33 protein-coding genes are annotated in these 24,401 nt (G+C 69.3%); 14 read left to right on the top strand and 19 right to left on the bottom strand.

Translation table 11 applies throughout. The features are described from left to right. Positions 1–419, top strand: a 419-nt coding sequence (locus VDQ18_RS13625) for a pseudouridine synthase (protein WP_323021477.1), incomplete at its 5' end; no start/stop codon positions are given. Here the strand turns inward: VDQ18_RS13625 and VDQ18_RS13620 are convergent. Next, positions 379–1,713, bottom strand: a complete 1,335-nt coding sequence (locus VDQ18_RS13620; protein WP_323021476.1) for an amidase — start codon at positions 1,711–1,713, stop codon at positions 379–381. The genes VDQ18_RS13625 and VDQ18_RS13620 overlap by 41 nt on opposite strands. 81 nt (positions 1,714–1,794) lie before the next feature. Between VDQ18_RS13620 and VDQ18_RS13615 the strand changes: the two genes are divergently transcribed. Beyond that, complete coding sequence (locus VDQ18_RS13615; RefSeq protein WP_323021475.1) at positions 1,795–3,021, top strand: FAD-dependent monooxygenase; 1,227 nt, start codon at positions 1,795–1,797, stop codon at positions 3,019–3,021. Between the two features lie 3 nt (positions 3,022–3,024). Here the strand turns inward: VDQ18_RS13615 and VDQ18_RS13610 are convergent, their stop codons facing one another. Together VDQ18_RS13610 and VDQ18_RS13605 are read right to left on the bottom strand one after the other, a co-directional pair. After that, a complete protein-coding gene (locus tag VDQ18_RS13610) occupies positions 3,025–3,753 on the bottom strand; it encodes an NAD(P)-binding domain-containing protein (protein ID WP_323021474.1) in 729 nt (242 codons plus the stop codon). Next, on the bottom strand, positions 3,753–4,244 hold the full coding sequence (locus tag VDQ18_RS13605; RefSeq protein ID WP_323021473.1) for a cytochrome b: 492 nt from the start codon (positions 4,242–4,244) through the stop codon (positions 3,753–3,755). Before VDQ18_RS13605 ends, VDQ18_RS13610 begins: the two co-directional genes overlap by 1 nt. Positions 4,245–4,348: 104 nt before the next feature. Between VDQ18_RS13605 and VDQ18_RS13600 the strand changes: the two genes are divergently transcribed. Continuing rightward, entirely contained in the window at positions 4,349–4,888 is a 540-nt protein-coding gene (locus VDQ18_RS13600) for a GNAT family N-acetyltransferase (RefSeq protein ID WP_323021472.1), read from the top strand. Here the strand turns inward: VDQ18_RS13600 and VDQ18_RS13595 are convergent. Continuing rightward, positions 4,872–5,231: a RidA family protein gene (locus tag VDQ18_RS13595; RefSeq protein WP_323021471.1), complete on the bottom strand. Its 360-nt coding sequence runs from the start codon at positions 5,229–5,231 to the stop codon at positions 4,872–4,874. The genes VDQ18_RS13600 and VDQ18_RS13595 overlap by 17 nt on opposite strands. A 137-nt stretch (positions 5,232–5,368) precedes the next feature. Here VDQ18_RS13595 and VDQ18_RS13590 point away from each other — a divergent pair, with 137 nt between their 5' ends. Continuing rightward, positions 5,369–6,037: a nitroreductase gene (locus tag VDQ18_RS13590; protein WP_323021470.1), complete on the top strand. Its 669-nt coding sequence runs from the start codon at positions 5,369–5,371 to the stop codon at positions 6,035–6,037. 3 nt (positions 6,038–6,040) lie between these two features. Here VDQ18_RS13590 and ptsP read toward each other — a convergent pair whose 3' ends face one another. The 4 genes from ptsP to VDQ18_RS13570 form a co-directional block, all read right to left on the bottom strand. Then, positions 6,041–8,290 (bottom strand): phosphoenolpyruvate--protein phosphotransferase, encoded by a 2,250-nt coding sequence (ptsP, locus tag VDQ18_RS13585; RefSeq protein WP_323021469.1) that lies wholly within the window; start codon positions 8,288–8,290, stop codon positions 6,041–6,043. Positions 8,291–8,449: 159 nt separating this feature from the next. Then, entirely contained in the window at positions 8,450–9,712 is a 1,263-nt protein-coding gene (locus VDQ18_RS13580) for an aspartate kinase (protein ID WP_107754983.1), read from the bottom strand. A 106-nt stretch (positions 9,713–9,818) separates the two neighbouring features. After that, positions 9,819–10,271 carry a hypothetical protein gene (locus tag VDQ18_RS13575; protein ID WP_323021468.1) on the bottom strand — a complete coding sequence of 151 codons (453 nt, stop codon included), beginning with the start codon at positions 10,269–10,271 and terminating at the stop codon, positions 9,819–9,821. A gap of 211 nt (positions 10,272–10,482) precedes the next feature. Further along, a complete protein-coding gene (locus VDQ18_RS13570) occupies positions 10,483–10,902 on the bottom strand; it encodes a DUF1178 family protein (RefSeq protein WP_323021467.1) in 420 nt (139 codons plus the stop codon). 133 nt (positions 10,903–11,035) lie between these two features. On the opposite strand from VDQ18_RS13570, the gene VDQ18_RS13565 reads away from it, so the two are divergent. From VDQ18_RS13565 to VDQ18_RS13550, 4 genes are all read left to right on the top strand, one after another. Beyond that, a complete protein-coding gene (locus VDQ18_RS13565) occupies positions 11,036–11,995 on the top strand; it encodes an acetyl-CoA carboxylase carboxyltransferase subunit alpha (RefSeq protein ID WP_323021466.1) in 960 nt (319 codons plus the stop codon). Beyond that, positions 11,992–12,318, top strand: coding sequence for a multidrug efflux SMR transporter (locus VDQ18_RS13560; protein ID WP_323021465.1), 327 nt, complete (start codon positions 11,992–11,994; stop codon positions 12,316–12,318). Before VDQ18_RS13565 ends, VDQ18_RS13560 begins: the two co-directional genes overlap by 4 nt. After that, positions 12,315–12,800, top strand: a complete 486-nt coding sequence (locus tag VDQ18_RS13555) for a GNAT family N-acetyltransferase (protein ID WP_323021464.1) — start codon at positions 12,315–12,317, stop codon at positions 12,798–12,800. Before VDQ18_RS13560 ends, VDQ18_RS13555 begins: the two co-directional genes overlap by 4 nt. Positions 12,801–13,044: 244 nt before the next feature. Continuing rightward, on the top strand, positions 13,045–13,596 hold the full coding sequence (locus tag VDQ18_RS13550) for a DUF1772 domain-containing protein (RefSeq protein ID WP_323021463.1): 552 nt from the start codon (positions 13,045–13,047) through the stop codon (positions 13,594–13,596). Here the strand turns inward: VDQ18_RS13550 and VDQ18_RS13545 are convergent. From VDQ18_RS13545 to VDQ18_RS13520, 6 genes are read right to left on the bottom strand one after another with little or no spacing between them, the layout of a single operon-like run. Further along, positions 13,551–14,153, bottom strand: a complete 603-nt coding sequence (locus VDQ18_RS13545; protein WP_323021462.1) for a pyridoxamine 5'-phosphate oxidase family protein — start codon at positions 14,151–14,153, stop codon at positions 13,551–13,553. The two genes, VDQ18_RS13550 and VDQ18_RS13545, sit on opposite strands and share 46 nt — an antisense overlap. Before the next feature lie 36 nt (positions 14,154–14,189). After that, positions 14,190–14,624, bottom strand: coding sequence for a c-type cytochrome (locus tag VDQ18_RS13540; RefSeq protein WP_323021461.1), 435 nt, complete (start codon positions 14,622–14,624; stop codon positions 14,190–14,192). A gap of 49 nt (positions 14,625–14,673) precedes the next feature. Next, positions 14,674–15,015 (bottom strand): TfoX/Sxy family protein, encoded by a 342-nt coding sequence (locus tag VDQ18_RS13535; RefSeq protein ID WP_323021460.1) that lies wholly within the window; start codon positions 15,013–15,015, stop codon positions 14,674–14,676. Further along, positions 15,005–15,760 carry a lysophospholipid acyltransferase family protein gene (locus tag VDQ18_RS13530; protein ID WP_323021459.1) on the bottom strand — a complete coding sequence of 252 codons (756 nt, stop codon included), beginning with the start codon at positions 15,758–15,760 and terminating at the stop codon, positions 15,005–15,007. Before VDQ18_RS13530 ends, VDQ18_RS13535 begins: the two co-directional genes overlap by 11 nt. Further along, a complete protein-coding gene (locus VDQ18_RS13525; protein ID WP_416235107.1) occupies positions 15,760–16,671 on the bottom strand; it encodes a cell division protein FtsX in 912 nt (303 codons plus the stop codon). The genes VDQ18_RS13530 and VDQ18_RS13525 overlap by 1 nt, the downstream gene beginning before the upstream one ends. A gap of 5 nt (positions 16,672–16,676) precedes the next feature. After that, the gene (locus tag VDQ18_RS13520) at positions 16,677–17,348 is read right to left on the bottom strand and encodes a cell division ATP-binding protein FtsE (RefSeq protein WP_107754994.1); all 672 of its coding nucleotides are present in this window, start codon (positions 17,346–17,348) and stop codon (positions 16,677–16,679) included. 134 nt (positions 17,349–17,482) lie between these two features. Here VDQ18_RS13520 and VDQ18_RS13515 point away from each other — a divergent pair, with 134 nt between their 5' ends. Then, positions 17,483–18,271 (top strand): zinc-ribbon domain-containing protein, encoded by a 789-nt coding sequence (locus VDQ18_RS13515; RefSeq protein ID WP_323021458.1) that lies wholly within the window; start codon positions 17,483–17,485, stop codon positions 18,269–18,271. Between the two features lie 2 nt (positions 18,272–18,273). Here VDQ18_RS13515 and VDQ18_RS13510 read toward each other — a convergent pair whose 3' ends face one another. Continuing rightward, positions 18,274–18,648, bottom strand: a complete 375-nt coding sequence (locus VDQ18_RS13510; RefSeq protein ID WP_323021457.1) for a diacylglycerol kinase — start codon at positions 18,646–18,648, stop codon at positions 18,274–18,276. Between the two features lie 60 nt (positions 18,649–18,708). Further along, positions 18,709–18,957 (bottom strand): accessory factor UbiK family protein, encoded by a 249-nt coding sequence (locus VDQ18_RS13505; protein ID WP_323021456.1) that lies wholly within the window; start codon positions 18,955–18,957, stop codon positions 18,709–18,711. Between the two features lie 112 nt (positions 18,958–19,069). Between VDQ18_RS13505 and lgt the strand changes: the two genes are divergently transcribed. The 5 genes from lgt (at position 19,070) to VDQ18_RS13480 (ending at position 22,822) form a co-directional block, all read left to right on the top strand. Beyond that, positions 19,070–19,954 (top strand): prolipoprotein diacylglyceryl transferase, encoded by an 885-nt coding sequence (gene lgt / locus VDQ18_RS13500; protein ID WP_323021455.1) that lies wholly within the window; start codon positions 19,070–19,072, stop codon positions 19,952–19,954. Continuing rightward, positions 19,951–21,039 (top strand): class I SAM-dependent methyltransferase, encoded by a 1,089-nt coding sequence (locus VDQ18_RS13495; RefSeq protein ID WP_323021454.1) that lies wholly within the window; start codon positions 19,951–19,953, stop codon positions 21,037–21,039. The genes lgt and VDQ18_RS13495 overlap by 4 nt, the downstream gene beginning before the upstream one ends. Beyond that, positions 21,036–21,788, top strand: coding sequence for a peptidoglycan editing factor PgeF (gene pgeF / locus VDQ18_RS13490; protein WP_323021453.1), 753 nt, complete (start codon positions 21,036–21,038; stop codon positions 21,786–21,788). The genes VDQ18_RS13495 and pgeF overlap by 4 nt, the downstream gene beginning before the upstream one ends. Positions 21,789–21,889: 101 nt before the next feature. Continuing rightward, positions 21,890–22,021 carry a hypothetical protein gene (locus VDQ18_RS13485; protein WP_323021452.1) on the top strand — a complete coding sequence of 44 codons (132 nt, stop codon included), beginning with the start codon at positions 21,890–21,892 and terminating at the stop codon, positions 22,019–22,021. 117 nt (positions 22,022–22,138) lie between these two features. Next, positions 22,139–22,822 (top strand): aquaporin, encoded by a 684-nt coding sequence (locus VDQ18_RS13480; protein WP_323021451.1) that lies wholly within the window; start codon positions 22,139–22,141, stop codon positions 22,820–22,822. Between the two features lies 1 nt (position 22,823). Here the strand turns inward: VDQ18_RS13480 and recR are convergent, their stop codons facing one another. The 3 genes from recR to VDQ18_RS13465 form a co-directional block, all read right to left on the bottom strand. Next, complete coding sequence (gene recR / locus VDQ18_RS13475; RefSeq protein ID WP_323021450.1) at positions 22,824–23,423, bottom strand: recombination mediator RecR; 600 nt, start codon at positions 23,421–23,423, stop codon at positions 22,824–22,826. A 1-nt stretch (position 23,424) separates the two neighbouring features. Further along, entirely contained in the window at positions 23,425–23,781 is a 357-nt protein-coding gene (locus tag VDQ18_RS13470) for a YbaB/EbfC family nucleoid-associated protein (protein ID WP_323021449.1), read from the bottom strand. A 78-nt stretch (positions 23,782–23,859) separates the two neighbouring features. Beyond that, complete coding sequence (locus VDQ18_RS13465; RefSeq protein ID WP_323021448.1) at positions 23,860–24,318, bottom strand: hypothetical protein; 459 nt, start codon at positions 24,316–24,318, stop codon at positions 23,860–23,862. Between the last annotated feature and the right edge of the window lie 83 nt (positions 24,319–24,401).

Here is a 24,401-nt window from a genome sequence, read left to right as displayed (position 1 = left end):
GCGAGGGGCTGCTCCTCCTGACCAATGACGGGGCCTTGCAGGCCCGGCTGACCGATCCCGCCTTCCATCTGCCGAAGACCTATGTCGCGCTGGTGGAGGGCGAGCCCGGCCCCGAGGCGCTGGGGGCCCTGCGCCGGGGCGTCACGCTGACGGACGGGCCGACCCGCCCCGCCGATGTGCGGCTGATCCCGCCGCCCGACTGGCGCGTTCCGGCCGAGGAGCCGCCCGGCCAGTGGCTGGAACTCACCATCACCGAGGGCCGCAACCGGCAGGTGCGGCGCATGGGCCGGCACATCGGCCACAAGGTCCTGCGGCTGATCCGCTGGTCCATCGGCCCCCATACGCTGGCGGGCCTCGCCCCCGGCGAGACGCGCGCGCTTACGCCGCCAGAGCCGCCTCCGCCGCAGCCCCCAGCCTGAGCAGCCGCGCCTCCTGCCCAGGGCCCGCCATCAGCAGGACGCCGGTCGAGGGCACGCCCGTCGGCAGGGTGAGCCCGCAGAGCCCCATCAGGTTGCCGATCCGGGTGTTCCGCAGCGCCATCAGGTTCTCGGCGGCAAAGAAGGTGGGATCGGCCATCAGGTCGTCGATCCGTTGCGGCAGGGTCGGCACGGTCGGGATCAGCACCGCGTCATAGCCCGCGACCGCCGCCGTCCAGTCGCGCCGCAGCGCCTCCAGCCGCCGCCAGGCCGCGACGTAGTCATGCGCCTTGAAGGTGCCGCCCGCGCGGAAGCGGTCGCGGACCGGGGCGAACATCACGTCCGGGTTGGCCTCGATCGCCTCGCCCCAGATGCCGTAGCATTCGGCGGCGAAGAGGATGCCGGCCATGGCCATCGCCTCGGCCACCGCCGGGATCTGCGCATGGTCGATCCGGGCGCCCGCGGCGCCGAAAGCCTTGAGCGCGCGCTCGAACCCCTGGGCCGGGGCGGCGTGGATGTCGTCGAAGGCGACCGTCTCCAGCACCAGAAGCCGCGCGCCCGAGAGCGTGGCGCCGCGCAGGTCCGGCGCGGGCGAGGCGTCGAGCAGCGCGAAGGCCAGCGCCGCATCCTCGACCGTCCGGGCCAGCGGCCCGACCGTATCGAATTTCTCGGCCAGCGGCACGGCGCCGGTGAGCGGGATGCGCCCGGCTGTGGTCTTCAGCCCGACAAGGTCGTTCCAGGCCGAGGGCAGGCGCACCGAGCCCCCGGTGTCCGAGCCGATGGCCAAGGGCGCCAGCCCCCAGGCGACCGAGGCCGCGGCGCCTGAGGAAGAGCCGCCGGGCGCCTTCTCGGGATCGTGGATGTTGGGCGGCGTCGCCGTCACCGGGTTCAGCCCCAGCCCGGAAAAGGCCAGTTCCGTCATATGCGTCTTGCCCAGCGGCGGCAGCCCGGCCTGGGTCAGGCGCTCGACCACCAACCCGTCATGCTCGGGCGTGCGGCCCTTGAGCAGCAGGCTGCCCGATTCGGTCGCCACGCCCGCCGTGTCGAACAGGTCCTTCCAGCTGACCGGCACCCCGTCCAGCGGCCCCCGGCGCTGCCCCAGCTTGGCCCGCCCCCGGGCCGCCGCCGCGATTTCCAGCGCGTGCAGCCGCATGGTGCGGGCATAGATCCGGTCGCGCCAGGGATGCGTGTCGATGGCATCGAGATAGGCTTCGGTCAAATCGACCGGGCAGATCTTGCCCGCCTCGATCCCGCGTCCCAGTGCGGCCGCGCTCATGGCCCGCCATTCTTCGCTCATGCCAACCCCCTGCCTTTGCGCGCCGACGCTAGCGCGCGCGCGTCGCATGGACAATCCCGCGTATCCGGCTAGGGTGCGGCCATGGAACACGACGCCGATATCCTGATCGCGGGCGGCGGGCTCAATGGCCCCGCTCTGGCTCTGGCTCTGGCCAAGGGAGGGCTCAGCGTCGCCGTGATCGACGCCCGCCCCGCCCAATCCCGGGCCGAGGATCATTTCGACGGTCGCGCCTATGCGCTGGCGCTGGCCTCGGTCCGCATTCTTCAGGCGCTGGGGCTGTGGCGCGGGCTCAGGGACAAGGCGCAGCCGATCCTCGGCATCCGCGCCTCGCAGGGGCAGGCAGGCCAAGGTGCCTCGCCGCTGTTTCTGGGATTCGACGCGGCCGAGATCGAAGAAGGCGCGATGGGCCAGATGGTCGAGGACCGGTTCCTCTATGCCGCCTTCCTCGATGCGATGCAGGCCGAGCCGGGGATCACCCTGCATTCGGGCGCGCAGGTCGTGGGGCAGGAGACGGGGCCTGCGGGCGCCGCCGTCACGCTGGCCGACGGGCGGGTGCTTCGCGGTCGGGTGCTGGTCGGCTGCGACGGGCGCGATTCGGCGGTGGCCAAACGCGCCGGGATCAGGCGCTGGGGCCATGAGTACGGGCAAACGGCGCTGGTCTGCGCCATCGCCCATGAAAAGCCGCATGAGGGGATCGCGCATCAATTCTTCATGCCGCCCGGGCCCTTGGCGATCCTGCCCTTACCCGGCAACCGTTCCTCCATCGTCTGGAGCGAGCGGACGGCAACGGCCGAGGCGATCCAATCCCTCGATGACGCGGGCTATCTGGAGGTGCTGCGCCCCCGCTTCGGCAATTTCCTGGGCGAGATTGGGCTGGAGGGCAAGCGCTTCGCCTATCCCCTGCGGCTGACCATCGCCGAGCGGTTCGTGGCCGAACGGCTGGCGCTGGTGGGCGATGCCGCGCATGGCGTGCATCCGATCGCCGGTCAGGGGCTGAACCTGGGCCTGCGCGATGTGGCGGCCCTGGCCGAGGTGCTGATCGAGGCGAACCGCCGGGGCGAGGATATCGCCGCACCCGACGTGCTGGAGCGCTATCAGGATTGGCGGCGCTTCGACGTGACGCGGATGGCGCTGGGGATGGATGCGGTGAACCGCCTGTTCTCGAATGGCAATCCGCTGCTGGCGGCGGTGCGGGGTCTGGGGCTGGGCGCGGTCAACGCGCTGCCGGGCCTGCGCCGCTATTTCATCCGCGAGGCCGCGGGTCTGAACGCGGCCCAGCCGCGGCTGATGCAGGGCGAGGCGATCTGAGGTCTAGCGGGCCAGCCGGTCCAAGCCCTGTTTCAACGCCTCGGCCAAGCCAGCCGCGTCCATATGGTGCCGCAGCCGCTGGTTATAGCCGCCGGGCGTGTCCAGCGCGGCCAGCGTCGTCCCGCAATCCTGCCCGGTGAGGGTGGAGCCGACCAGCAGCCGCAGGAATTCCTCGCCGCCCACGACGCCCTTGCCATCGAGCCATTGCCCGGCGTCTTCGACCAGCCTGAGGGCAGGCGACAGGACCGCCTGAGCGCAGAGCAGCGCGTCCATCTGCGCCTCGGTCTCCACCGGGAAGATCCGGTTGCGGGCGCCGAACAGCGTCTCGACCAGCGCCACATCGCCCTGCGCCAGCACCGGCGAGCCGCCCCGGGCGATGCCCGGGAAGGGCAGCATCAGGGCGGCAGCGCGGGCCGGGGCGACGAGGGGCGCCAGATCGGATAGCGACAGCCCGGCGACGAAGGAGATCACCTGCTGATCCGGACGGAAGCGGAGCGATGGCAGGACCTCGGCCACCACCCCGGGCACCAGCGCGACGAAGACCACCTCGCTGCCGTCCACCACCGCCTGAGTGTCGGCCACCGTGACCTCGGCCAGCTCGGCGGCCAGCGCGGCCGAGACCGCCTCGGACCGGCGGGACACCAGGATGCTTGCGCCCTGCCCCGCGAGGCCCCGCACCACCGCCTGCGCGATGGTGCCGGTGCCCAGAAAGCCGAGCCGCACGCCCGCCATCAGCGCATCCGCGCCAGCAGGCGGTCTTTCAACACGAACTGGTGGAAGAGGGCCGCGCCGATATGGCCAGCGACCAGCAGGAGCGCGATGTTGAAGAGCACTTCATGCACCTCGCCCAGGTCGGTGATGCCGCCGAACCACGCTGCAAGGCCGGTCGCCGGGATCGCCAGCAGGACCAGATAGAGGAGCCCGTGCAGGATGGAGGACGCGACGGTCAGCAGCGGCGATTGCCCCTCGACCGGCCGCGGCGCGCCCTGCGTCACCCGCAGCACCAGCCGGACCAGCGTCAGCGCCAGAACCGTCGCCCCGACCCAGACATGGACCTGCGAGCCGAGGCCGGGCGCGGCACTGGCGGCCTCGCCCCCCTGACGCAGGGCGCGCCAGGCGTCCTTCATCCCCTCGTGGCTGATGAAACTGACCAAGAGCAGCGCCAGCGTGGTCCAATGCAGAACGACCTGAGCGCGCGAATATCTCTCGACGGCGGCAGACATGGATAAACCCCTGTGAATGAACGCTCCCCAAGTGTTGAACGGCTCAGGCGCGCGCTTCCGTCGCCCATCTTGCATGCAGCAGGAAGGCGCGGCAAGGATAGCGCATGAACAGAGTAACGAGCACCTTGCGTCAGGCCCGCCCCGAAGATGCGCCCGCTCTGGCGGCGCTGCATCACGCGGTCTGGCAGACGACCTACGCGGGCCTCGCCCCGGAGGAAGCCGCGGCGCGGCTCGATGTCGCGCATCGGCAGCGGGCCTGGGAAGCGGTGCTGGCCGATCCCGCGCGCAAGGCCTGGCTGGTCGAGGCCGAGACGGGACCCGCCGGTCTGGTGGCCATCGGTCCGGCGGGCGAGGATGCGGCCTTTGCCGCACAGCCCGGGCCGGTGGGCGAGATCAAGCATCTCTATGTCGCCAACAACGCCCGGCGGCAGGGGCTGGGCCATCGCCTGCTGGAGACGGCGCTGGACGCGCTGGCGGCGCAGGGCTGCGCCACCGGGGCCCTGGGCGTGGTGCGTCAGAACTACGCCGCGCGGCTGTTCTACGCCGATACCGGCGGGCGCGAGGTGGCGGATTTCACCGACCCCGGCCCGCTCTGGCGGTCGCTGATGGTGCTGGTCGCCTGGGACCTCAGCGGCAGGCGGTGACGATGAACTCGACCTTGTAGGCCGGGGTCGCCAGCTTCGCCTCGCCGGTGGCACGCGCGGGCGGGTTGGCCTGATCGACCCAAGCGTCCCAGACGGCGTTCATCTCGGCGAAATCAGCGATATCGGCCAGCCAGATCTGGGTGGTCAGGATATTGGCCTTGCTGGACCCGGCCAGCGCCAGCAGGCGGTCGACCTGGGCCAGCGCGCTCTGGCATTGCTCGGTCACGGTGGCGCCTTCGCCGACCTGACCGGCGAGATAGATCATGTCGCCGCGCACCACGGCTTCGCTCATGCGGCGGCCGGATTCGAGGCGGGTGATGGTTTTCGAGGCAGTATCGGTCATGGCACGCAGGGCTCCGTCTGGGGTCTAGGCCGCCTCTCTTCCACGGCGGCGGCACGCCCGCAAGGGGGGCGCGATGCGGGTTGAAACCCGGGCGCGGCCGGGCGATGAAGGGGCCGAAGCGCCAAGGGAGGCCCGCCATGACGCCCGACGATTTCGACCGCCTGGTCCGCACCCGCCGCTCGGTCCGCGGCTATCTGCCCGACCCGGTCGATCCCGGGGTGATCGAGGCGGCGCTTCAGACCGCGCTCTGGGCGCCCTCCAATTGCAACGTGCAGCCTTGGCGGATCGAGCTGGTCTCAGGCGCGAGGCTCCGGGCGCTGGGGCAGGCGATGATCGCCCATGCCCAAAGCGGCAAGGCGCATCCCGATGTGCCGATGGACACCGCCTATCGCGGCATCTTCCGCGACCGGCAGGTGGGTTCGGCCCGGGCGCTTTATGGCGCAATGGGGATTGCCCGCGATGACATGCCGGGGCGGACGGCGGCCTTCCTGCGCAACCTCGACGCCTTCGGCGCGCCGCATGCCGCCTTCGTCTTCCTGCCCGCGGGCTTCGGCACGCGCGAGGCGGCGGATCTGGGCGGCTTCGTGCAGACCTTCCTGCTGGCCCTGACCGCGCATGGGCTGGGCAGCGTGGCACAGGGCGCGCTGTCGCTCTATCCCGATGTCCTGCGCGAGGAGCTGGGGCTGGAGAAGGGCGATCAACTGATGGTCGGCATCGCCTTCGGCCACGAGGACCCGGCCCATCCCGCCAATGCCGCCCGCACCGACCGCGAGGGGCTGGAGGGCATGGTCCGCCACCACGGCTGAACCTCAGACGGAGGGCAGGCCGCGGATGTAATTCAGCAGCAGCGGCCGCAGGCGTTCCTCGCCGCGCTCCTTGGCCTCATTGATCAGTGCCGCCACTTCCGTGAGGTCGGCGCGGCGGATCAGGTCCTTGACCGGGCCGATGGCCGCGGGCCGCATCGACAGCGAGCGGATGCCGGCGCCGAGGAAGGCCAGCGCCTCGACAGGGCGACCGGCATCCTCGCCGCAGAAACTCAGCGCGCAATCGTTGTCCTCGCAGCGCTTCACGATCTTCTGGATGAAGGTGATGAAGCTCAGCGACAGCGTGTCATAGCGCCGCCGCACCAGCTCGTTCTCGCGGTCGGCGGCGTAGAAGAACTGCTTGAGGTCGTTGCCGCCGATCGAGACGAAATCGGCCAGCTTGAAGAAGGCATCCGGCGCGAAGGCGAGGCTGGGCGTTTCCAGCATGGCGCCGACCTCGACCGTGGCGGGCAGCGGATGGCCCAGATGCCGCTCGCGCTCGATCTCGCGCATCAGGAGGTCGCGCGCCTCGGCGAATTCCGACATTTCCGCCACCAGCGGGAACATCACCGTCAGCGGGCGCCCGTTCGACGCGCGGATCAGCGCCTGCAGCTGCATCCGCATGACGCCTTTCTTGTCCAGACCCACCCGGACCGCCCGCCAGCCCATCGCGGGGTTCGGCTCCTCGGGCCGGTTCATGTAGGGCATCACCTTGTCCGAGCCGATGTCCAGCGTGCGGAAGGCGACGCGGCGCCCCTCGGCGGCCTTCAGAACCCGGGCATAGAGCGCGGCAAGGTCCGAGCGGCGCGGCATGGAATTCCTGAGCAGGAACTGCAGTTCGGTGCGGAAAAGCCCCACCCCCTCGGCCCCCGAGCCGTTCAGCGACGGCAGGTCGGCCATGATCCCCGCATTCATCATCAACCGCACATGGCTGCCGCAGCGCGCCACCGCGGGCAGGTCGCGCAGGGCGGCGTAGCGCTCGGCCGCGGCGGTCTGCATGATGATCTTGTCGCGATAGGCGGCGGCAACGCTGTCGTCAGGGCGCAGATGCACCACGCCCTCGTCGCCATCGACGATGATCGCATCGCCGTTCAGCGCCTCGGTCGTGACGCTTTCGGCATGGACCACCAGCGGGATGGCCAGCGCCCGGGCCACGACCGCGGCATGCGAACCGACCGAGCCCTCTTCCAGCACCACGCCCTTGAGCATGCGGCCGTATTCCAGCAATTCGCCCGGGCCGATGTTGCGCGCCACCAGGATCGGGCGGTCCGGCAGGGTGGCGCCGGTATCGCGGCCCTGCCCGGTCAGGATGCGCAGCAGCCGGTTCGACAGGTCGTCGAGGTCATGCAGCCGCTCGCGCAGATAGGGATCGGGCACCTGCTGCAGGCGGGCGCGGGCCTCGGATTGTTCTTTTTCCACCGCCGCCTCGGCGGAGAGGCCACTTTCGATGGATTGCTCCATCCTGCGCAGCCAGCCGCGCGAATTGGCGAACATGCGATAAGCTTCCAGCACCTCGCGGTGCTCCTTGTCGCTGGTCGCCGCGGTTTCCATCAGGTCGTTGACCGAGACCCGCAGCCGCTCCACCCCCTGGCGCAGGCGCTCGACCTCGGCCACCGGGTCGTCGTTCACCAGATTGGTCACCACCACCCGCGGTTCGTGCAGCCAGACCTGCCCCTCGGCCGTCCCCTCCTGCCCCGAGCCCGCGCGGATCATCACCGGATGCTTGTGAGGCCGGGCGATCACCGTGTCTTCGCTGGTGAAGGCACCGAGTTCGGTCATCTCGGCCAGGACCATGGCGGTCACGTCCAGCGCATAGATCTCGTCGTCGGAATAGGCGCGCGCCTCTTTCGACTGCACGACCAGCACGCCCAGCTTCTCGCCCAGCCGCTGGATCGGCACGCCGAGGAAGCTGGAGAAGATCTCTTCCCCCGTCTCGGGCATGTAGCGGAAACCGCGCTCGTTCGGCGCGTCGGCGGTGTTCACGGCCGTGGCGGTACGGGCCACGCGGCCGACAAGCCCCTCGCCCAGCCGCATCCGCGTGCGGTGGACCGATTCCGGGTTGAGGCCGCGCGTGGCGCAAAGTTCCAGCGTCTCGCGGTCGCGGAACAGGTAGATCGAGCACACATCGGTGCCCATCGAATCCGAGATCAGCCCGACGATGCTGTCCAGCCTCTCCTGCCCCCGGACCGGTTCGGCCAGGGTGTCGCGCAATCGGCGCAGCAGGCGGCGGCTTTCGCTTTCGCTACGGTCCTGCATCGGAGGGGCTGTCCTGTTCAATGTCGGGGTGGCGAGCCAACCTTAGATCAACTCACAGCGGATAGGAAATGCCTTTGCGGCAGCGAAGCCTGCCACCGCATTGAGTATTTTTCGTGCCAAAATTGCAGGCGGGCGCCCCGGCGGCGCGCCCGCAGTCGATCAAACCGCCGAATCCAGCGCGAAAGCGTCGTGCAGGGTCTGGACGGCGAGTTCCATGTATTTGCGGTCGATCAGCACCGAAATCTTGATTTCGGAGGTCGAGATGACCTTGATGTTGATGTTCTCGCCCGAGAGCGCCTTGAACATTTTCGCGGCGACGCCCGCATGGCTGCGCATGCCGATCCCCACGACCGAGACCTTCGACACATCGGTGTCGATGATCAGCTCGTCGTAGTTGATCTTGCCGGCGGCCTTGGCCTCTTCCATCGCCTTCTTGGCGCGGGCGACCTGATCGACCGGGCAGGAGAAGGTCATGTCGGTGACGGCGCCGGCATGGGCCTCGTCATAATCCTTCTCGCTGATGTTCTGGACGATCATGTCCACGTTCACGCCCGCCTCGGCCAAGGGGCCGAAGATCGCGGCGGCGATGCCGGGGCGGTCCTCGATGGTGAAGAGGGTGATCTTGGCCTCGTCGCGCGAATGGGCGACGCCGGAGACGACTTTCGATTCCATGATTTCCTCCTCGTCACAGACCAGGGTGCCGGACGTTTCATCGGTTTCATCAAACGAAGACAGCACGCGCAGGCGTACCTTGTAGCGCATGGCCAGCTCGACCGAGCGGGTTTGCAGGACCTTGGCGCCGAGCGACGCCAGTTCCAGCATCTCCTCGTAGCTGATCTTTTCCAGCTTGCGCGCCTTCGAGGTGATGCGCGGGTCGGTGGTATAGATGCCATCGACATCGGTGTAGATGTCGCAGCGTTCGGCATCGAAGGCGGCGGCGAAAGCCACGGCGGTGGTGTCCGAGCCGCCGCGGCCCAGCGTGGTGATCCGGCCCTCGGGGCTGACGCCCTGGAAGCCCGCGACCACGGCCACTTTCATGCCCTCGGCGAATTTCGCGTCGATATTGGCGCGCGGGATCGACACGAAACGCGCCGAACCATGCTGCGAGGTGGTGTTGATCGGCACCTGCCAGCCCTGCCACGAGCGGGCGGGAACGCCGACTTCCTGCAGGCGCAGCGCCATCAGCCCGGCGGTGACATTCTCGCCCGAGGAGACGACGGCGTCATACTCGCGCGCATCGTAGAAGGCCGAGGTCTCGTTGACCCATTTGACCAGTTCATTGGTCTTTCCGGCCATGGCCGAGACGATGACGATGACATGATAGCCCCGCTCGACCTCGCGCCGGACCTTTTCGGCGACATTGGCGATCCGCTCAAGATCGGCCACCGACGTACCGCCGAATTTCATCACCAGGATCGGCATCGACACCCCCAGAGAACGCGCGCCTCACCCCTCGTGCGGCGCGCCTCTCTTACTTGCGGGTTGCGTCTGGTGCAAGGGTGGCAGGCTGACGCGGCTTCAGCCCGGATCAGAGGCCCAGCGGCGCACCGACCAGCTGGCCCCGCGCATCGTACCACAGCGTGTATTCGACCTGGCCGCGGTCGTCATAGGCGGTGCGCGCCACCCATTCGCTGCCGTCGCTCATGCGGTAGGCGGTGTCTTCCACCGGCAGCGCCCGGCAGCGGCCGGTGACGGCATCGCAGCGGTCGATGGCGCCACTGGCGGTGTCGAGCCGCTGCGCGACATGCGGCGAGCCGGGTTCGGCCGGACCGCTGACCGGCACGATCGCCGCCTGCACCAGGCCCGCGCTGTCCGGCGCCGCCTGCCCGCCGCCCGCGCCCATCGCTGCCACCGCCGCAAGGCCGAGGCCCAGCAGCGCCACCGCCGGGATCACCCAGTCGATGGCGCCGGAGCGGCGGGGAACCGAACGGCGCGGAAAGGCCTGCCGGGTCGAGGTCGTGCGGGTCATCATGCGGGTCATGGCGGCACCTGTCTCTGGAAGGGTCTGCCCGATCAGGCCCCGGGAATGTGGCGGCAATGGGTCATCATCGCGCTGGTTTGTTGACTAAGGGTAAACAATCACTCCCCGCTTCCGGTTCCCGGCAGAAAGGCGCCGGGCGGAATCCCGCCGGGTAGTCCGAGAAGACCCTTGGCTGCGCGACAGCCCGCCGATCAGCGCCGCGCCGGGCCGGTCAGTTGGCGCGGGCCTTGCCCATGAAGGGCAGCGGCGCCACCGGCACGCCGTCCTCGATCAGCGCCTTCGCCTCGTCGATCCGGGCCTCGCCCCAGATCGGCCGCTCGGGGCTTTCACCCGCATGCATCGCCCGCGCCTCGCGCGCGAAATCGCGGCCGACGTAATCGGACGATTCCTCGACCTGCTTGCGCAGCGCGGCGAGCTTTTGCTCCAGATCGCTGGTGGGCGTGGCCAGCGGCCGCACCTCGGCATCGGCCTGCGCGACCGAGGGCGCCATCAACGCCTTCTCCACCCGGGTCGAGCCGCATTGCACGCAGCCGACATGCCCCGCCTTGGCCAAAGCGTCATAAGCCGCCGCCGAGGCGAACCAGCTCTCGAACGTGTGACCCTGATCGCATTTCAGGCTGTAGCGGATCATCGTGACTCCGAGGTAAAGGCGAAGCCTTAAAATAGTCTTTGCGCCGCCCGCTGCAAGCGCGACCCGTCCCGTTGCCCGGTTGCAACGCCCGGGGAGGAGTTGCATATAGAGCGCGTCCCAAGGGGGTTGCCCGATGAATTACCTGGAATTCGAGAAACCGCTCGCCGAGATCGAAGGCAAGGCTGCCGAGCTGCGGGCCATGGCGCGCAGCAATCCCGAGATGGATGTCGAGAAAGAAGCCGAGGCGCTGGACAAGAAGGCCGACCAGCTGCTGACTGACCTCTACAAGAACCTGACGCCCTGGCGCAAATGCCAGGTCGCGCGGCACCAGGACCGGCCGCATTGCAAGGATTACATCGACGCGCTGTTCACCGAGTTCACGCCGCTGGCCGGCGACCGGAACTTCGCCGATGACCACGCCATCATGGGCGGCCTCGCACGGCTGGGCGACCGGCCGGTGGTGGTGATCGGTCAGGAAAAGGGCTCGGACACCAAATCGCGCATAGAACGCAATTTCGGCATGGCCCGGCCCGAGGGCTACCGCAAGGCGATCCGCCTGATGGACCTCGCGCATCGCTTCCGCCTGCCGGTCATCACCATCGTCGACACGCCCGGCGCCTATCCCGGCAAGGGCGCCGAAGAGCGCGGCCAGGCCGAGGCCATCGCCCGCTCGACCGAGAAATGCCTGCAGGTCGGCGTGCCGGTGATCTCGGTGATCGTGGGCGAAGGCGGCTCGGGCGGGGCGGTGGCGCTGGCCACGGCCGACAAGGTGCTGATGCTCGAACATTCCGTCTATTCGGTGATCACGCCCGAGGGCTGCGCCTCGATCCTGTGGAAGGATGCCGAGAAGATGCGCGAGGCGGCCGAGGCCATGCGCCTGACCGCCCAGGACCTGCTCAGGCTGGGCGTCATCGACCAGATCATCGCCGAACCCCGCGGCGGCGCCCAGCGCGACCGCAAGGCGGCGATCGAGGCGGTGGGCAAGGCGCTGGAATCGGCGCTGGCCAAGCTCGATGGCAAATCGGCCGACAAGCTGGTCGCCGGACGGCGCAAGAAATTCCTCGACATGGGCAAGAAGGGGCTGGCGGCGTGAGCGCGCTCCTCGGCCCCTGGGGCCTTCTGGTCATCGCGGGGCTGCTGGAAATCGTCTGGGCACTGGCGCTCAAGGCCTCGGACGGCTTCACCCGCCCCTGGCCCACGGCGATCACCGCCATCGGCGCCATCGCCTCGTTCTTCCTGCTGGCCCAGGCGCTGCGCGACCTGCCCGCGGGCACCGGCTATGCGGTCTGGACCGGCATCGGCGCGCTGGGCGTGGCGATCCTGGGCGTGATCTGGTTCGGCGAGGCGGTGAATGCGCTGAAAGTCGCGGGTGTCCTGCTGATCGTCGCCGGCATCGCCGCGCTGAAGCTGGCGTGACCCTCTCGGTCCGCCCCTTTCGGCCCGGCGACGAAGGCCCGCTCACGGCGATCCTGAACGAGATCATCGCCGCTGGCGGCACCACCGCCTACGAGACGCCCTTCACGCCGGAACGGCTGCGCGCCTATCACCTCGACGGGCCGGGGGTGCTCTGCTGCCATGTGGTGCTGGAGGGCGAGGAGCCGGTCGGCTTCCAGGTGCTCAACGCGAATCCCGCCCTGCCCGACGGCTGGGGCGATATCGCCAGCTTCACCCGCCGCGAGCCGCCGGTGCGCGGCGCCGGCACGCTCCTTTTCGAGGCAACGCGGGCGCGCGCCCGGGCGCTGGGGCTCGCGATGCTGAACGCCACGATCCGCGCCGACAACCGGCCGGGGCTGGCCTATTACGCCAAGATGGGGTTCGAGGATTACGAGCGCCTGCCCGCCGTGCCCCTCGCCGACGGCACGCCCGTCGACCGCATCCGGCGCAAACGCGCGCCCTGATCTTTCTCCGACCGCCCGCACCCACCGACGCCCCCAAAGACGCACCCCCCACAGACGCACCCCTGTCATCTTCGTTCTGCAAATATCCTCAGGGGGGCGCGGGGGGCAGAATGCCCCCCGCCTGGTCGCCCGAGGGCTCGGCGCCGGAGGCGTCGCGGCCAAGGGCGAAACCCCTCCCTTTCGCGCGACGGAAGCCAAGCGCTCCGCCGTACTATCCAGACCTGACCCTGCCGCGAGACCGCCAATGTCCCTTCCTGCCCGCTCCGCCCTGCCGCTTGCCTTCGTCTCGCTCCTCATGACCGGGGCGATCTTCGGCTTCTTCTATGCCTGGGTGGTCTCGACCATGTGGGGGCTCGACACGCTCGACCCGCGGCTTGCCATCCCGGCCATGCAGGCGATGAACGCCTCGGTCAGGAATGCCGCCTTCGCGCCGGTCTTCTTCGGTACGCCCTTCGTGCTGCTGCTGACCGCCGGCGCCGCCTGGGCACTCGACCGGCGCGCGGCCTGGCTTTTCGGGGTGGCGGGAGTGGTCTATCTGGTCGGCGGGCTGATCCTCACCGCCTCCGTCAACGTGCCGATGAACGCGGCGCTGGCCGCGCTGGAGGTCCCGGTCGAACTGCCGCAGGCCGCCGCCATCTGGGCCGATTACTCGCCGCGCTGGCAGAGCTTCAACCTGATCCGCACCCTGGTCAGCGGCGCGGCGCTGGCGATCACCGGCCTGGGGCTCTGGCGCCTCGGCCGGGTACGGCGTCACCACATGCTGGCAGCGGCGCGGGCGGGCCATTCCCTGTCGTAATCGGCGCCGTTGAAGGCGCCCTCGGTGATCTCGCTCAGGATCGTGCCGATGGTCGGCAGCTGGTCGCTGTCGTCGCGCGACCACAGCCCGGCGCGGATCAGCGCCCGGGCGCATTGGCCGTAGACCTCGGCAATCGTGACGACGATCACCAGCCGGGGATTGCGCCCGGCCTGTTCGAACCTTCCGCAGAGCGCGGGGTCGGTCGACAGCCGGGCCGTGCCGTTGACCCGGATCACCGTATTCGAGCCCGGCACGAAGAAGGCCAGCGACACCCGCCCGTCGCGGACGATGTTCCTGAGCGTGTCAATCCGGTTGTTGCCGCGCCAGTCGGGCATCAGCAGCGTGCCGGGGTCCATGACCTGCACCACCGGCCCGTCATCGCCCCGGGGCGTGCCATCCGTGCCCTCGGGCCCGACCGAGGACAGCAGGCAGAAGCGCGAGGTCTCGATCCAGCGCTGATAGGCCGGCGTCAGGCGGCGGGTGACCTTGACGATCGCCGCCTCGGGCGGGGCGCCGAACATCGCTTCCAGCTCGTCGATACTGGTGATCCAAGTCATGCGCCTACTCCCGTGACTGCCCGCGTTGCCCCGGTTCTAGCGGATGCCGTTCGCTTCCTGCAAGGCGCGGACATAGGCCACGACCATCGCCACGTCGCCCCGGGTCAGCCCCGCGACCGGCGGCATGTTCCCGAAGCGCCAGTGATGGGCCGAGACGCCGCGCGCCACGGCGAGCTGGAAGGCCTCGTCCCCGTGGTGCGAGGGTTCATAGATCCGGTGCACCAGCGGCGGGCCGCTGCCCTCGACGCCCGCGGCGTTCTGGCCGTGGCAGGCGGCGCAGACCTGGCCGAAGATCCGCGCCCCGGTCTCGGCCTCGGCGGACAGCGATGCGGGCAAGGTCACGGCGACCATGGCGCCGCCCGCGGCGTGGGGCGGCGAAGCGGGACGCGGGTCGGGGCGTAGCGCGACCCATCCGGCCACGCCCAGCGCCGCCGCCACCGCCAGAAGCGCGAAACCTGTCACCTTGTTCATGCGGACCTCCCTTTCGGGCGGGGTTCTGGGCCTTCCCGCAGGGGGAAGGTCAACCCGTTTTCCGGGCGCCGCGCGGCTTCTTCGGCTTGGGCGCGGGCAGATCGTCCCAGATCGCCCGGGCGACGGCGACCAGCGCCCCGGGCTCATCGAGCAGCGCGCTGCCGATCAGATGCGGCTTCGCGCCGGGATAGGGCGGGCCGAACTCGGGCTCGGCCACCAATGCCAATGCGCCTTGCGTGGGTTTCAGAAACAGCGTGTCGTCGCAGATCAGCGCGATCACCTTGCCGTCGAGATAGAGCGCGTATTCCCCGAACATCGCCCGGGTCGAGACGGCGCCTGCCTCCTCCATCACCTCGGCGATGAAGGCGGCGGTCTCGCGGTCAGTGGCCATCGGCAGGACCGGGCGCGGGCAGCGCGAAGCCCGCCTCGGCCATCAGCGCGTTCGAGCGGTCTTCGACCACCCCGCGCACCTCGGCCAGGAAGTCGCGCATCGGCTTGCCCGCCGGGATCTCGGGCAGGAATTCCACGACGGCGAGGCCGGGCTTGCGGTAGATCGCCTGCCGCGGCCAGAAGACGCCGACATTGCAGGCCACCGGGATCACCGGCGCGCCGAGTTCCTGATAGAGGACGGCGACGCCGACCTTGTATTCAGCCTCGACCCCCGGGGCGACGCGGGTGCCCTGCGGGAAGATGATCAGCTGACCGGGTTCGCGGGTGCCCGCGTTCACCTGCTCGACCATCGCCTTGATCGCCGCGCCGCGACGGCCGCGATCCACCGGCACGCAGCCGATCCTCAGCGCGTACCAGCCCACGATCGGGGTCCAGAGCAGCTGCTTCTTCATGATGAATTTGGGACGCGGCAGCACATTGCACAGCAGGATGATGTCGAAAAAGCTCTGGTGCTTGGCGGCGATCATCACCTCGCCCTGCGGCACCGGGCCCCGGACCTCGGACTTCAGGCCGATCATCCAGGACGCGGTCCAGCGCACCCAGCCGGTCCAGACATGGACCGCGGCCCAGGCGCCGCGCCGGTCGACCAGCGCCCAGGGCAGGAAGGCCAGCGCCATCGGCACCATCATCAGATAGGCTTGGGTCGTGAAGATCAGCGACCTGAGCCATTGCACGGCGTAGCGCATCAGCTTTCCCTCCGCAGCACCCGCATGGCGGCGGCGCGGGTCGCGGCCCAGGCGATCAGCGCCGCCAGCACCGGGATCGCCAAGGGCGTCAGCCAGCCCGCGCCATGGAAACCGAGCCCGGTGAGGAACCCGGATTCGCCCGCCACCGGCAGGATGGCGAAGGCCAGCATGCCCAGCCCGGTGCCCAGCGCCGCGCCGATCAGCGCGCGCAGCGCGAAGCGGTTGGTGAAGGCCCGGGCGATGAAGGCATCCCGCGCGCCCACCAGCCGCAGCACCCGGATCACCTGCGCATTGGCCGCCAGCGAAGAGCCGGCCGCCAGCGTGATCATCGCCGCCATCATCACCCCGATCAGCGCCACCGAGAACCAGGCCAGCGCCCGGAGCGAGGCCGCCGCCTGCACCAGCGGGCGCCGCCAGCGGGTGTGGTCGTCCAGCACCGCACCCGGCGCCTCGGACGCGAGCCTCAGGCGCAGGCCCACGGCGTCGAACCCCCCGGCGGATTCGATGATCTCGATCAGGCGCGGCAGGGCGAGGCTCTCGATCGGCAGGTCGGGACCGAACCAGGGTTCCAGCAGCGCGCGCTGTTCGTCCTGATCCAGCACCCGGGTCGAGGTGATGCCCGGCGTGGTGCGCAGGATCTCCAGCACGGCCGCGGTCTGAGCGCCGATTTCGCTGGGCGGGGCGGAAATCCTGAGCGTGGCGCTTTGCGACAGCGTGGCGGACCAGCGCTGCGCCAGCTGCCCGGAACTGAGCGACAGGGCCAGGGCAAAGACCGCGAGGAAGGCCATCACCGCCGAGGTGATGCCGGTCAGAAGCGAGGTGATCCCCGAGGCAGGCACCACCCGCCCCGCATCACCGAAGCCCGGCGCCTGGCGCGCGCCGCCCAGCGCCCGCAGCGGGTTCTTGCGCAGCACGCTCACAGGTCCGCCCCCGCCGATTGCAGCGTGCGGTCCTGGATGCGCAGCACCCGGGCCGAGACCTGCGCCTTGGCGTTGCGAATGAGCGCCAGATCGTGGGTGGCGATCATCACCGCGGTGCCCATCCGGTTCAGCTCGACCAGCAAGGACAGCAGGCGCTGCGACATCTCGGGATCGACGTTGCCGGTGGGTTCGTCGGCCAGCACCACCTCGGGCGACATGATGACGGCCCGGGCCAGCGCCGCGCGCTGCCGCTCGCCGCCCGACAGGGTCGGCGGCAGGCTCTCGGCCTGTCCGGCAAGGCCCACCCAGGCCAGGAGTTCACGCAGATCGGTCTGCGGCACCGGGCGGCCGGTGGCGACGAAGGGCAGCGCGACATTCTCGGCCAGGGTCAGATGGTCGAGGAACTGGCAATCCTGATGGATCACCCCGACCCGCCGCCGCATGTCGGCCAGCCCGTCGCGGCTCATGCCCCTCAGGGATTGGCCGAACAGCTCGATCTCGCCCTGAACCGGGCGCAATTCACCGTAGCACAGCTTCAGCAGCGTCGATTTCCCGGCGCCCGAGGGACCGGTCAGGAAATGGAAGGCGCCCGGAGCGATATGCAGGTCGATCCCGGTGAGAAGCGCGCGTCCGCCGTAATCATGCGCTACGTTTGCCAGTCGGATCACCCCATAACCCCTTTCAATCTGGCCGAAACCCGGGCTCTGCCCTTGGAAGTTGACTTGGGGATTGCTACAACGTCCAAGGACCATAGCCAATGGCCGAGGCGGGCCGGTGGCGAATTTCGTCTCAAGGAGAGCCGATGCGACTGACCTGTCCGAACTGCAGCGCGCAGTACGAGGTGGATGACAAGGTCATTCCCAAAGGCGGCCGCGATGTCCAATGCTCGGCCTGCGGGCATACCTGGTATCAGTATCCGATGGAGGTGGCGTTGCAGATGCGCGCCGCCGAATTGGAGGATGAAGACGAGGACGACGATTTCGACGACGACCTGCCCGGCGGCGAACGTCCGGGGGGCGAGCGTCCCGGGACCGAGGGTCCGGCGGGCCGTCCGGCCGACCGCGGCAGCGCGCGGATCGACAAGACGGTGCTCGATGTGCTGCGCGAGGAAGCCGAGCGCGAGATGTCCGAGCGCAAGAAGGCGCAGACCGGGATCGAGACGCAGGGCGATCTGGGCCTGACCCGGCCGACCCGCTCGAAAGCCGCCCCGTCGCGCGTCTATGGCGAGGACGACCCCGCACCGCCGCCCGCCGCCGAGGCCACGGCCGAGGAGGTCGCGCCCGAGGAACCCGTCCGCCGCCGCAAGCTTCTGCCGGATATCGAGGAATTGAGCTCGACCCTCGAACCAGGGAACGAGCGGCGCGACGAGGATGACGGCGATGCCGATGACGACGAGGACCAGCGCGGTTTCCGCCGTGGCCTGTCGCTGGTCATGCTGGTGGCGCTGGCGCTAATCGTTCTCTACATGCTGGCGCCGCTGATCGGCAACGCAGTGCCGGCGCTGGCGGGTCCGCTCTCGGCCTATGTGGCGCTGATCGACGGCCTGTGCAGCGCGGTGGCGAACACGCTCAGGGGGCTGATCGGCGGCTGACCTCAGCCGGTCCAGAGACCCCAAAGCACCACCGCCCAGGCGATCCCCGCAGCCAGCGCCGCCAGGGCGACGCAGGCGCTGCCGCAATCCTTGGCCTTGGCCGCCAGCGGATGCGTATCGGGCGAGACGAGGTTCACCACGGACTCGATCGCCGTGTTCATCAGTTCCGCCGCCAGCAACAGGATTCCCAGCGCCAGGATCAGGGCGCGTTCGCCGGGCGCGAGCGGCAGCCAGAAGGCCGCCGCGGCCGACAGGAGATTGGCCAGCGACCATTGCCGCAAGGCGGGCTCGGTGGCCCAGGCGGCGATCCAGCCGCGCCAGGACCAGACGCAGGTCCACCCGATCCGGCGCATCTGCGCGCCCAGCCATGAAATCATGCCCGTCCCCCCGATTCAGGGCGGCAGGTTAGGCTGACATGACAAAGCTGTGAAGCGGGCTCAGAGGCTGGTCTTGGCTTCCAGCGCCTCGATCCGGGCTTTCAGCGCTTCGTTTTCCTCGCGGGCCTTCTGGGCCATGGCGCGGACCGCGTCGAATTCCTCGCGCGAGACGAAGTCGCGGTCGGCAAACCAGCGATCCATAAGGCTTTTCATCGCCGTCTCGGCCTCGGCACGGGCGCCCTGCGCCACGCCCATGGCGTTGGTCATCAGTTTCGACAGGTCGTCGAAGATCTTGTTGCCGGGCTGCATGCTGCGCTCCTGTGCTTACCTCGGCCCTATATGGCCCCGGGGCTGCCGCCGCGCAAGGTTGACATCCCCCGGCCGCCACGGGAAACCCGAGGGGAAACCAGCGCGAGAAATCATGCCCTTCGTCATCGAATTCCCCGCCTTCCTGCGTCCCGAGATCTTCACGCTGGACCTGGGCAGCTTTCAATTCTCGCTGCGCTGGTACGCGCTGGCCTATATCGCCGGCTTCCTGATCGGCTGGCGGCTGATCGTCGCGGCGATGCGCCGACCGGCGCTGTGGCCCCATGACCGGGCGCCGATGAGTGCGCCGCAGGTCGAATCGCTGCTGACCTGGATCATCCTCGGCGTCATCCTGGGCGGGCGGCTGGGCTTCGTGCTGGTCTATCAGCCGGAATATTACCTGAGCCACCCGGCGCAGATCCTGCAGGTCTGGGAGGGCGGGATGTCCTTCCACGGCGGCCTTGCGGGGGCCACGCTGGCAGGCTTCCTCTTCGCGCGGCGCCACGGCATTCCGCCCTCGGCCATCGGCGATTCCATGGCCATGGTGATCCCGGTGGGCCTGGGTCTGGGCCGGATTTCGAATTTCATTAATGCCGAGCTCTGGGGCCATCCGACCACCCTGCCCTGGGGCGTGAAGTTCCCCGGCACCGGCAGCGTCTGCCCGCCCGACTGGATGGTGCTCTGCGCCCGCCACCCGACGCAGTTGTATGAGGCGGGGCTTGAGGGCCTGCTGCTGGGGCTGGTCATGTGGCTGATCATCACCCGCTTCGGCGCGCTGAAGCGGCCGTGGCTGGTGACCGGCGTGTTCCTGACGATCTATGGCCTGTCGCGCATTCTGGTGGAGATCTGGCGCATGCCGGACGACCAGTTCCTGGCCGAGGATCCGGCGGGCTATGTCATCCGGCTGGGCGATTTCGGCCTGACCATGGGCCAGACGCTGAGCCTGCCGATGGTCGCCATCGGCCTTTTCCTGATCCTGTGGTCGCGGCGGCGCGCATGACCGAACTGGCCGGCATTCTGGCGCGACGGATCGCCGCGACGGGGCCGATCACGCTGGCCGAGTACATGGCCGAATGCCTGCTGAACCCGCAGCACGGCTATTACGCGACGCGCGATCCCCTGGGGGCGGCGGGCGATTTCACCACCGCGCCCGAGATCAGCCAGATGTTCGGCGAACTCATCGGCCTGTGTCTGGCGCAGAGCTGGCTGGATCAGGGCGCACCGAAGGCCGTGCTGGCCGAGGCCGGGCCGGGCCGCGGCACGCTGATGGCCGATATCTGGCGCGCGACCAAGGGCGTGCCGGGGTTCCATGAGCGGGTGCAGATCCGGCTGATCGAGGCCTCGCCGGTGCTGCGTCAGGCGCAGGCCGAAAGGCTGGCCGGGGCGCCGGTCGAGTGGCTCGACCACCTCGACGCGCTGCCCGAGGCGCCCCTGTGGTTCGTTGCCAATGAATTCTTCGACGCCCTGCCGATCCGCCAGTTCCAGCGGTCGGGGAGTGGCTGGCGCGAGGTCGTGGTGGGGCTGGAGGGCGAGCGCCTGACCCCGGGCCTCAGCCCGCCCGCGCCGCTGGCAGAGCTGGCGCCGCGGCTGGCCGATACCAAGGACGGCGACGTGGTCGAGATCTGCCCGGCCGCCGGACCCGCCATCGGGGCGGTGGCGCGGCGCATCGCGGCGCAGGGCGGCGCCGCGGTGATCGTCGATTACGGCGACTGGCATTCGCGGGGCGACACGTTCCAGGCGATGGAAGACCACGCCTATGCCGATCCCTTCGCCCGTCCCGGCCGCGCCGATCTGACGGCGCATGTCGATTTCGAGGCGCTGGCCCGGGCCGCACGCCCGCTCCGCGCCAGCCGCCTTGCACCGCAGGGCGCGCTCCTCAGGACGCTCGGGATCGAGGCGCGCGCCGCCCGGCTGGCGCAGGGAATGACCCGCGAGGCCCGACACCGCCATTTGGCCGCGCTTCGGCGCTTGACCGAAGGCGCTGAAATGGGAACGTTGTTCAAGGCCCTCGCACTGGTTCCCGCCGGTGCGCCGATGCCCCCCGGGTTCACCCCCGCCCCTGCCCTGGTCGAGACCCAACAATGACGATGGAAATCCTGACCTCCGACCTGCTGTCGCCTGCCCGGCACGGGTTCTTCACCCGCCGCGGCGGCGCCTCGTCGGGTATCTTTCAGGGGCTGAATTGCGGCGCCGGATCCTCGGATCAGAGCGATGTGGTGGCGATCAACCGCGCCCGCGTCGCCAGCGCCATGCAGGTCCCGCCCGAGGCGCTGGTCGGCGTTCACCAGATCCATTCGCCCGAGGTGGTGACCGTCACCGCCGCCGGGCCGCAGGGCAAGGCCGATGCGCTGGTCACGCAGGTCCCGGGGCTGGCGCTGTCGATCCTGACCGCCGATTGCATGCCGGTCCTGCTGCACGATCCCGAGGCCGGGGTCATCGGCGCGGTCCATGCAGGCTGGAAAGGGGCGCTGGCGGGCGTGCTGGAAGCCACGCTCGACGCGATGGAGGCGCTGGGCGGCGACCGGGCCGATATCAGCGCGGTGATCGGCCCCTGCATCAGCCAGCGTGCCTATGAAGTCGGGCCGGAATTCCTGGACGCCTTCGAGGCCGAGGACCCCGATTACGCCCGCTTTTTCGCCAATGGCGCGGGCGACCGTTATCTTTTCGACCTGCCCGGTTTCGGACTGGACCGGCTCAGGGCGGCGGGGATCGCCGAGGCGGAATGGACCCGGCATTGCACCTATTCGCAGCCCGAACTCTTCTATTCCTACCGCCGTTCGGTCCACGCGGCCGAGGCCGATTACGGCCGCCTCATCTCGGCCATTCGCCTTTAAGTCGAAACAAATCCCCTTCCTTGCCGCGATTTGGCCCCAATTCGGGATCAATCTTGGCGGATCAAGGCGCCGTCAGTGCGCCCAAGGCAAGGAACCCGAGCATGGCCAAACCGTCCCGCTGGATGCAATGGATCGTCACCGACAGCGCCGATCCGCAGATCCCGCTCGCCTGGACCCTGCGCGCGACCCGCCGCCTGAACCGCACGCTCGAAACCGCGGGCGAACCGGCGTAAGCGCGGCCGAGGCGCCGACAATCCTTACTCTTTCCCTTTGACATTCTTGGTTAACGTGCGCCAGATGCGCAGATCACGGCGTCTCACGTTCCCGTGATGCCATCCAGGAAAGAGTACATGGTCAAGAAATCCGTCGCCGAGATCCTCGGCACTTTCATCCTCGTCTTCTTCGGTGTCGGCTCGGCCGTGCTGATGGGGGCGCATATCGGCCTCTTGGGGATCGCCCTCGCCTTCGGGCTGTCGATCGTCGCCGCCGCCTACGGGCTGGGGGCGATTTCGGGCGCGCATCTCAACCCGGCGGTGTCGCTGGGCGTGCTGATCGCCGGGCGCATGAGCGCAGCCGACTTCATCCTCTACGTGATTTCGCAGATCGTCGGCGCCACGCTCGCGGCCGCCGTCGTCTATCTGATCGCCACCGGGCGCCCGGAATTCGACATTGCCGTCAACGGCCTGGGCCAGAACGGCTGGGGCGCGGGCTATGGCGACGGCTACGGGCTGACCGCGGCCTTCGTCTTCGAACTGGTCGCGACCTTCCTCTTCGTCACCGTGATCCTGGGGGCCACCCATGGCGCGGCGCCGGTCGGTTTCGCCGGGCTCGCCATCGGCCTGACGCTGGCTGGCATCCACCTGGTCGGCATTGCCGTCACCGGGGTGTCGGTCAACCCGGCGCGGTCCTTCGGCCCGGCGCTGCTGGTCGGCGGTCAGGCCATGTCGCAGCTGTGGCTGTTCTTCGTGGCGCCGCTGCTGGGCGGGGCGCTGGCCGGAGTGCTGCATGTCGCCGGTGTGACCCGGCCCGAGTAACCTAAATCTGCCGTCGCGCGGCCAGCGCGGCGGCAATCGTGCCGTCGTCGAGGTAATCCAGCTCGCCCCCCATCGGCACCCCACGCCCCAACGTGCTGACGCTCACGCCCGACGGCGCCAGCGCCTCGGCGATGTAATGGGCGGTGGTCTGCCCCTCGACCGTCGCGTTCAGCGCCAGGATCACCTCGCTCACGCTTTCCCCGGCAATCCGGTCGACCAGATCCGGGATGCGCAGGGCCTCGGGCCCCACGGAATCGAGCGCGCTGAGCGTGCCACCCAGCACGTGATAGCGCCCCGAAAACCCGCCCGCGCGCTCCAGCGCCCAGAGGTCCGAGACATCCTCGACCACGCAGATCACGCCCTTGCCCCGCGCGGGATCGGCGCAGATCGGGCAGAGCTCATCATCCGAGATATTGCCGCAGACCCGGCAGTCACGCGCGGTTTCCGCCACCCGGGCCATGGCCAGCGCCAAAGGCTCCATGACCAGCGTGCGTTTCTTCAGAAGGTGCAGCACCGCCCGGCGCGCGCTGCGCGGGCCAAGGCCGGGCAGCCGCGCCATCAGCGCGATCAGGGCCTCGATCTCGCCCGGCGCGCGGGCCAAGTCACATCCCCGGCAGGTTCATGTCGCGCGGCAGACCCATCGATTCGGCGAGGTTGCCCATCTCGTATTTGGTCCGTTCGGCGGCGCGCGACTGCACGTCCTTGATCGCGGCGAGGATCAGATCCTCGACCACTTCCTTGTCCTCGGCGGAGAAGATCGACGGGTCAATCGACAGGCCCTTGAGCACGCCCTTGGCGTTGGCCGTGGCCTTGACCAGACCGGCGCCCGATTCGCCTTCGACCACCAGATCTTCCAGCTTCGCCTGCAGGGCGGTCATCTTGTCCTGCATCTCCTGGGCGGCCTTCATCATCTTGCCCATGTCGCCGAGACCCCCGAGGCCCCCCAAACCCTTCAGCATGCATCCGCTCCGTGCTGTTCGCGCGTTCTTCGCTTGTTCCGAATGTAAGAGCCGGGACGCCCCGCCGCAAGGCGAGCCTCAGTCACCTGTCGGCCAGATCCGTGTCGCGATGGCCTTGAACTGCGTGACCCCCATGGCCCTGCGTTCGATCCGGGCGCGGCTGCCAGGCAGATCCAGACGCCCGACCACTGCATCACGCGAGGCCTGCCAGATCTCGAACACCTCGTAATCGCCCTGCATCAGCACCAGCATCACGGCATCGAAAGGCTGGTCGGTATTGATCGACGGCACCCGCCCCCAATCCCGGCCTTGGCGTTTCCAGCGTCCCTTGATCTGGATCGTCTCGACCCCATCCCCGACCCGGCGCACGGCATCGTAGCCGGGGCTGCGCGCCTCAAGCAACTCCAGCCCGAGCAAACGCCCGGCCTCGGCTTCGGCGATCTCACCTGTGACACCAAGAGGCTTGCCGGTCGCCAGATAATATTCCACCGCGAGGCACTTGATGTCAGCCAGAATCTCATCCGCAGGGCGGGGCATCGGTCAATCCTCGAACGGGTCCCATTCATCCTCGACCTCGGCCAGGGCCGATTCGGCCACTTCCTGCTCGGTCTCGACCGGGG

Source organism: Pararhodobacter sp., assembly GCF_034676075.1.
Lineage (GTDB): Bacteria > Pseudomonadota > Alphaproteobacteria > Rhodobacterales > Rhodobacteraceae > Pararhodobacter.
This window is presented reverse-complemented; position numbering and strand designations above follow the sequence as displayed.

Coding starts and splice junctions, on each gene's coding strand:
- VDQ18_RS13485 (WP_323021452.1), top strand. CDS start 21,890: ATGGCCAAACCGTCCCGCTGGATGCAATGGATCGTCACCGACAGCGCC.
- VDQ18_RS13515 (WP_323021458.1), top strand. CDS start 17,483: ATGCGACTGACCTGTCCGAACTGCAGCGCGCAGTACGAGGTGGATGAC.
- VDQ18_RS13470 (WP_323021449.1), bottom strand. CDS start 23,781: ATGCTGAAGGGTTTGGGGGGCCTCGGGGGTCTCGGCGACATGGGCAAG.
- lgt (WP_323021455.1), top strand. CDS start 19,070: ATGCCCTTCGTCATCGAATTCCCCGCCTTCCTGCGTCCCGAGATCTTC.
- VDQ18_RS13540 (WP_323021461.1), bottom strand. CDS start 14,624: ATGAACAAGGTGACAGGTTTCGCGCTTCTGGCGGTGGCGGCGGCGCTG.
- VDQ18_RS13620 (WP_323021476.1), bottom strand. CDS start 1,713: ATGAGCGAAGAATGGCGGGCCATGAGCGCGGCCGCACTGGGACGCGGG.
- VDQ18_RS13465 (WP_323021448.1), bottom strand. CDS start 24,318: ATGCCCCGCCCTGCGGATGAGATTCTGGCTGACATCAAGTGCCTCGCG.
- pgeF (WP_323021453.1), top strand. CDS start 21,036: ATGACGATGGAAATCCTGACCTCCGACCTGCTGTCGCCTGCCCGGCAC.
- VDQ18_RS13510 (WP_323021457.1), bottom strand. CDS start 18,648: ATGATTTCATGGCTGGGCGCGCAGATGCGCCGGATCGGGTGGACCTGC.
- VDQ18_RS13550 (WP_323021463.1), top strand. CDS start 13,045: ATGTCCCTTCCTGCCCGCTCCGCCCTGCCGCTTGCCTTCGTCTCGCTC.
- VDQ18_RS13505 (WP_323021456.1), bottom strand. CDS start 18,957: ATGCAGCCCGGCAACAAGATCTTCGACGACCTGTCGAAACTGATGACC.
- VDQ18_RS13535 (WP_323021460.1), bottom strand. CDS start 15,015: ATGGCCACTGACCGCGAGACCGCCGCCTTCATCGCCGAGGTGATGGAG.
- VDQ18_RS13610 (WP_323021474.1), bottom strand. CDS start 3,753: ATGGCGGGCGTGCGGCTCGGCTTTCTGGGCACCGGCACCATCGCGCAG.
- VDQ18_RS13575 (WP_323021468.1), bottom strand. CDS start 10,271: ATGACCCGCATGATGACCCGCACGACCTCGACCCGGCAGGCCTTTCCG.
- VDQ18_RS13565 (WP_323021466.1), top strand. CDS start 11,036: ATGAATTACCTGGAATTCGAGAAACCGCTCGCCGAGATCGAAGGCAAG.
- VDQ18_RS13480 (WP_323021451.1), top strand. CDS start 22,139: ATGGTCAAGAAATCCGTCGCCGAGATCCTCGGCACTTTCATCCTCGTC.
- VDQ18_RS13545 (WP_323021462.1), bottom strand. CDS start 14,153: ATGACTTGGATCACCAGTATCGACGAGCTGGAAGCGATGTTCGGCGCC.
- VDQ18_RS13495 (WP_323021454.1), top strand. CDS start 19,951: ATGACCGAACTGGCCGGCATTCTGGCGCGACGGATCGCCGCGACGGGG.
- VDQ18_RS13570 (WP_323021467.1), bottom strand. CDS start 10,902: ATGATCCGCTACAGCCTGAAATGCGATCAGGGTCACACGTTCGAGAGC.
- VDQ18_RS13595 (WP_323021471.1), bottom strand. CDS start 5,231: ATGACCGATACTGCCTCGAAAACCATCACCCGCCTCGAATCCGGCCGC.
- VDQ18_RS13590 (WP_323021470.1), top strand. CDS start 5,369: ATGACGCCCGACGATTTCGACCGCCTGGTCCGCACCCGCCGCTCGGTC.
- VDQ18_RS13580 (WP_107754983.1), bottom strand. CDS start 9,712: ATGCCGATCCTGGTGATGAAATTCGGCGGTACGTCGGTGGCCGATCTT.
- ptsP (WP_323021469.1), bottom strand. CDS start 8,290: ATGCAGGACCGTAGCGAAAGCGAAAGCCGCCGCCTGCTGCGCCGATTG.
- VDQ18_RS13600 (WP_323021472.1), top strand. CDS start 4,349: ATGAACAGAGTAACGAGCACCTTGCGTCAGGCCCGCCCCGAAGATGCG.
- VDQ18_RS13615 (WP_323021475.1), top strand. CDS start 1,795: ATGGAACACGACGCCGATATCCTGATCGCGGGCGGCGGGCTCAATGGC.
- VDQ18_RS13605 (WP_323021473.1), bottom strand. CDS start 4,244: ATGTCTGCCGCCGTCGAGAGATATTCGCGCGCTCAGGTCGTTCTGCAT.
- VDQ18_RS13530 (WP_323021459.1), bottom strand. CDS start 15,760: ATGCGCTACGCCGTGCAATGGCTCAGGTCGCTGATCTTCACGACCCAA.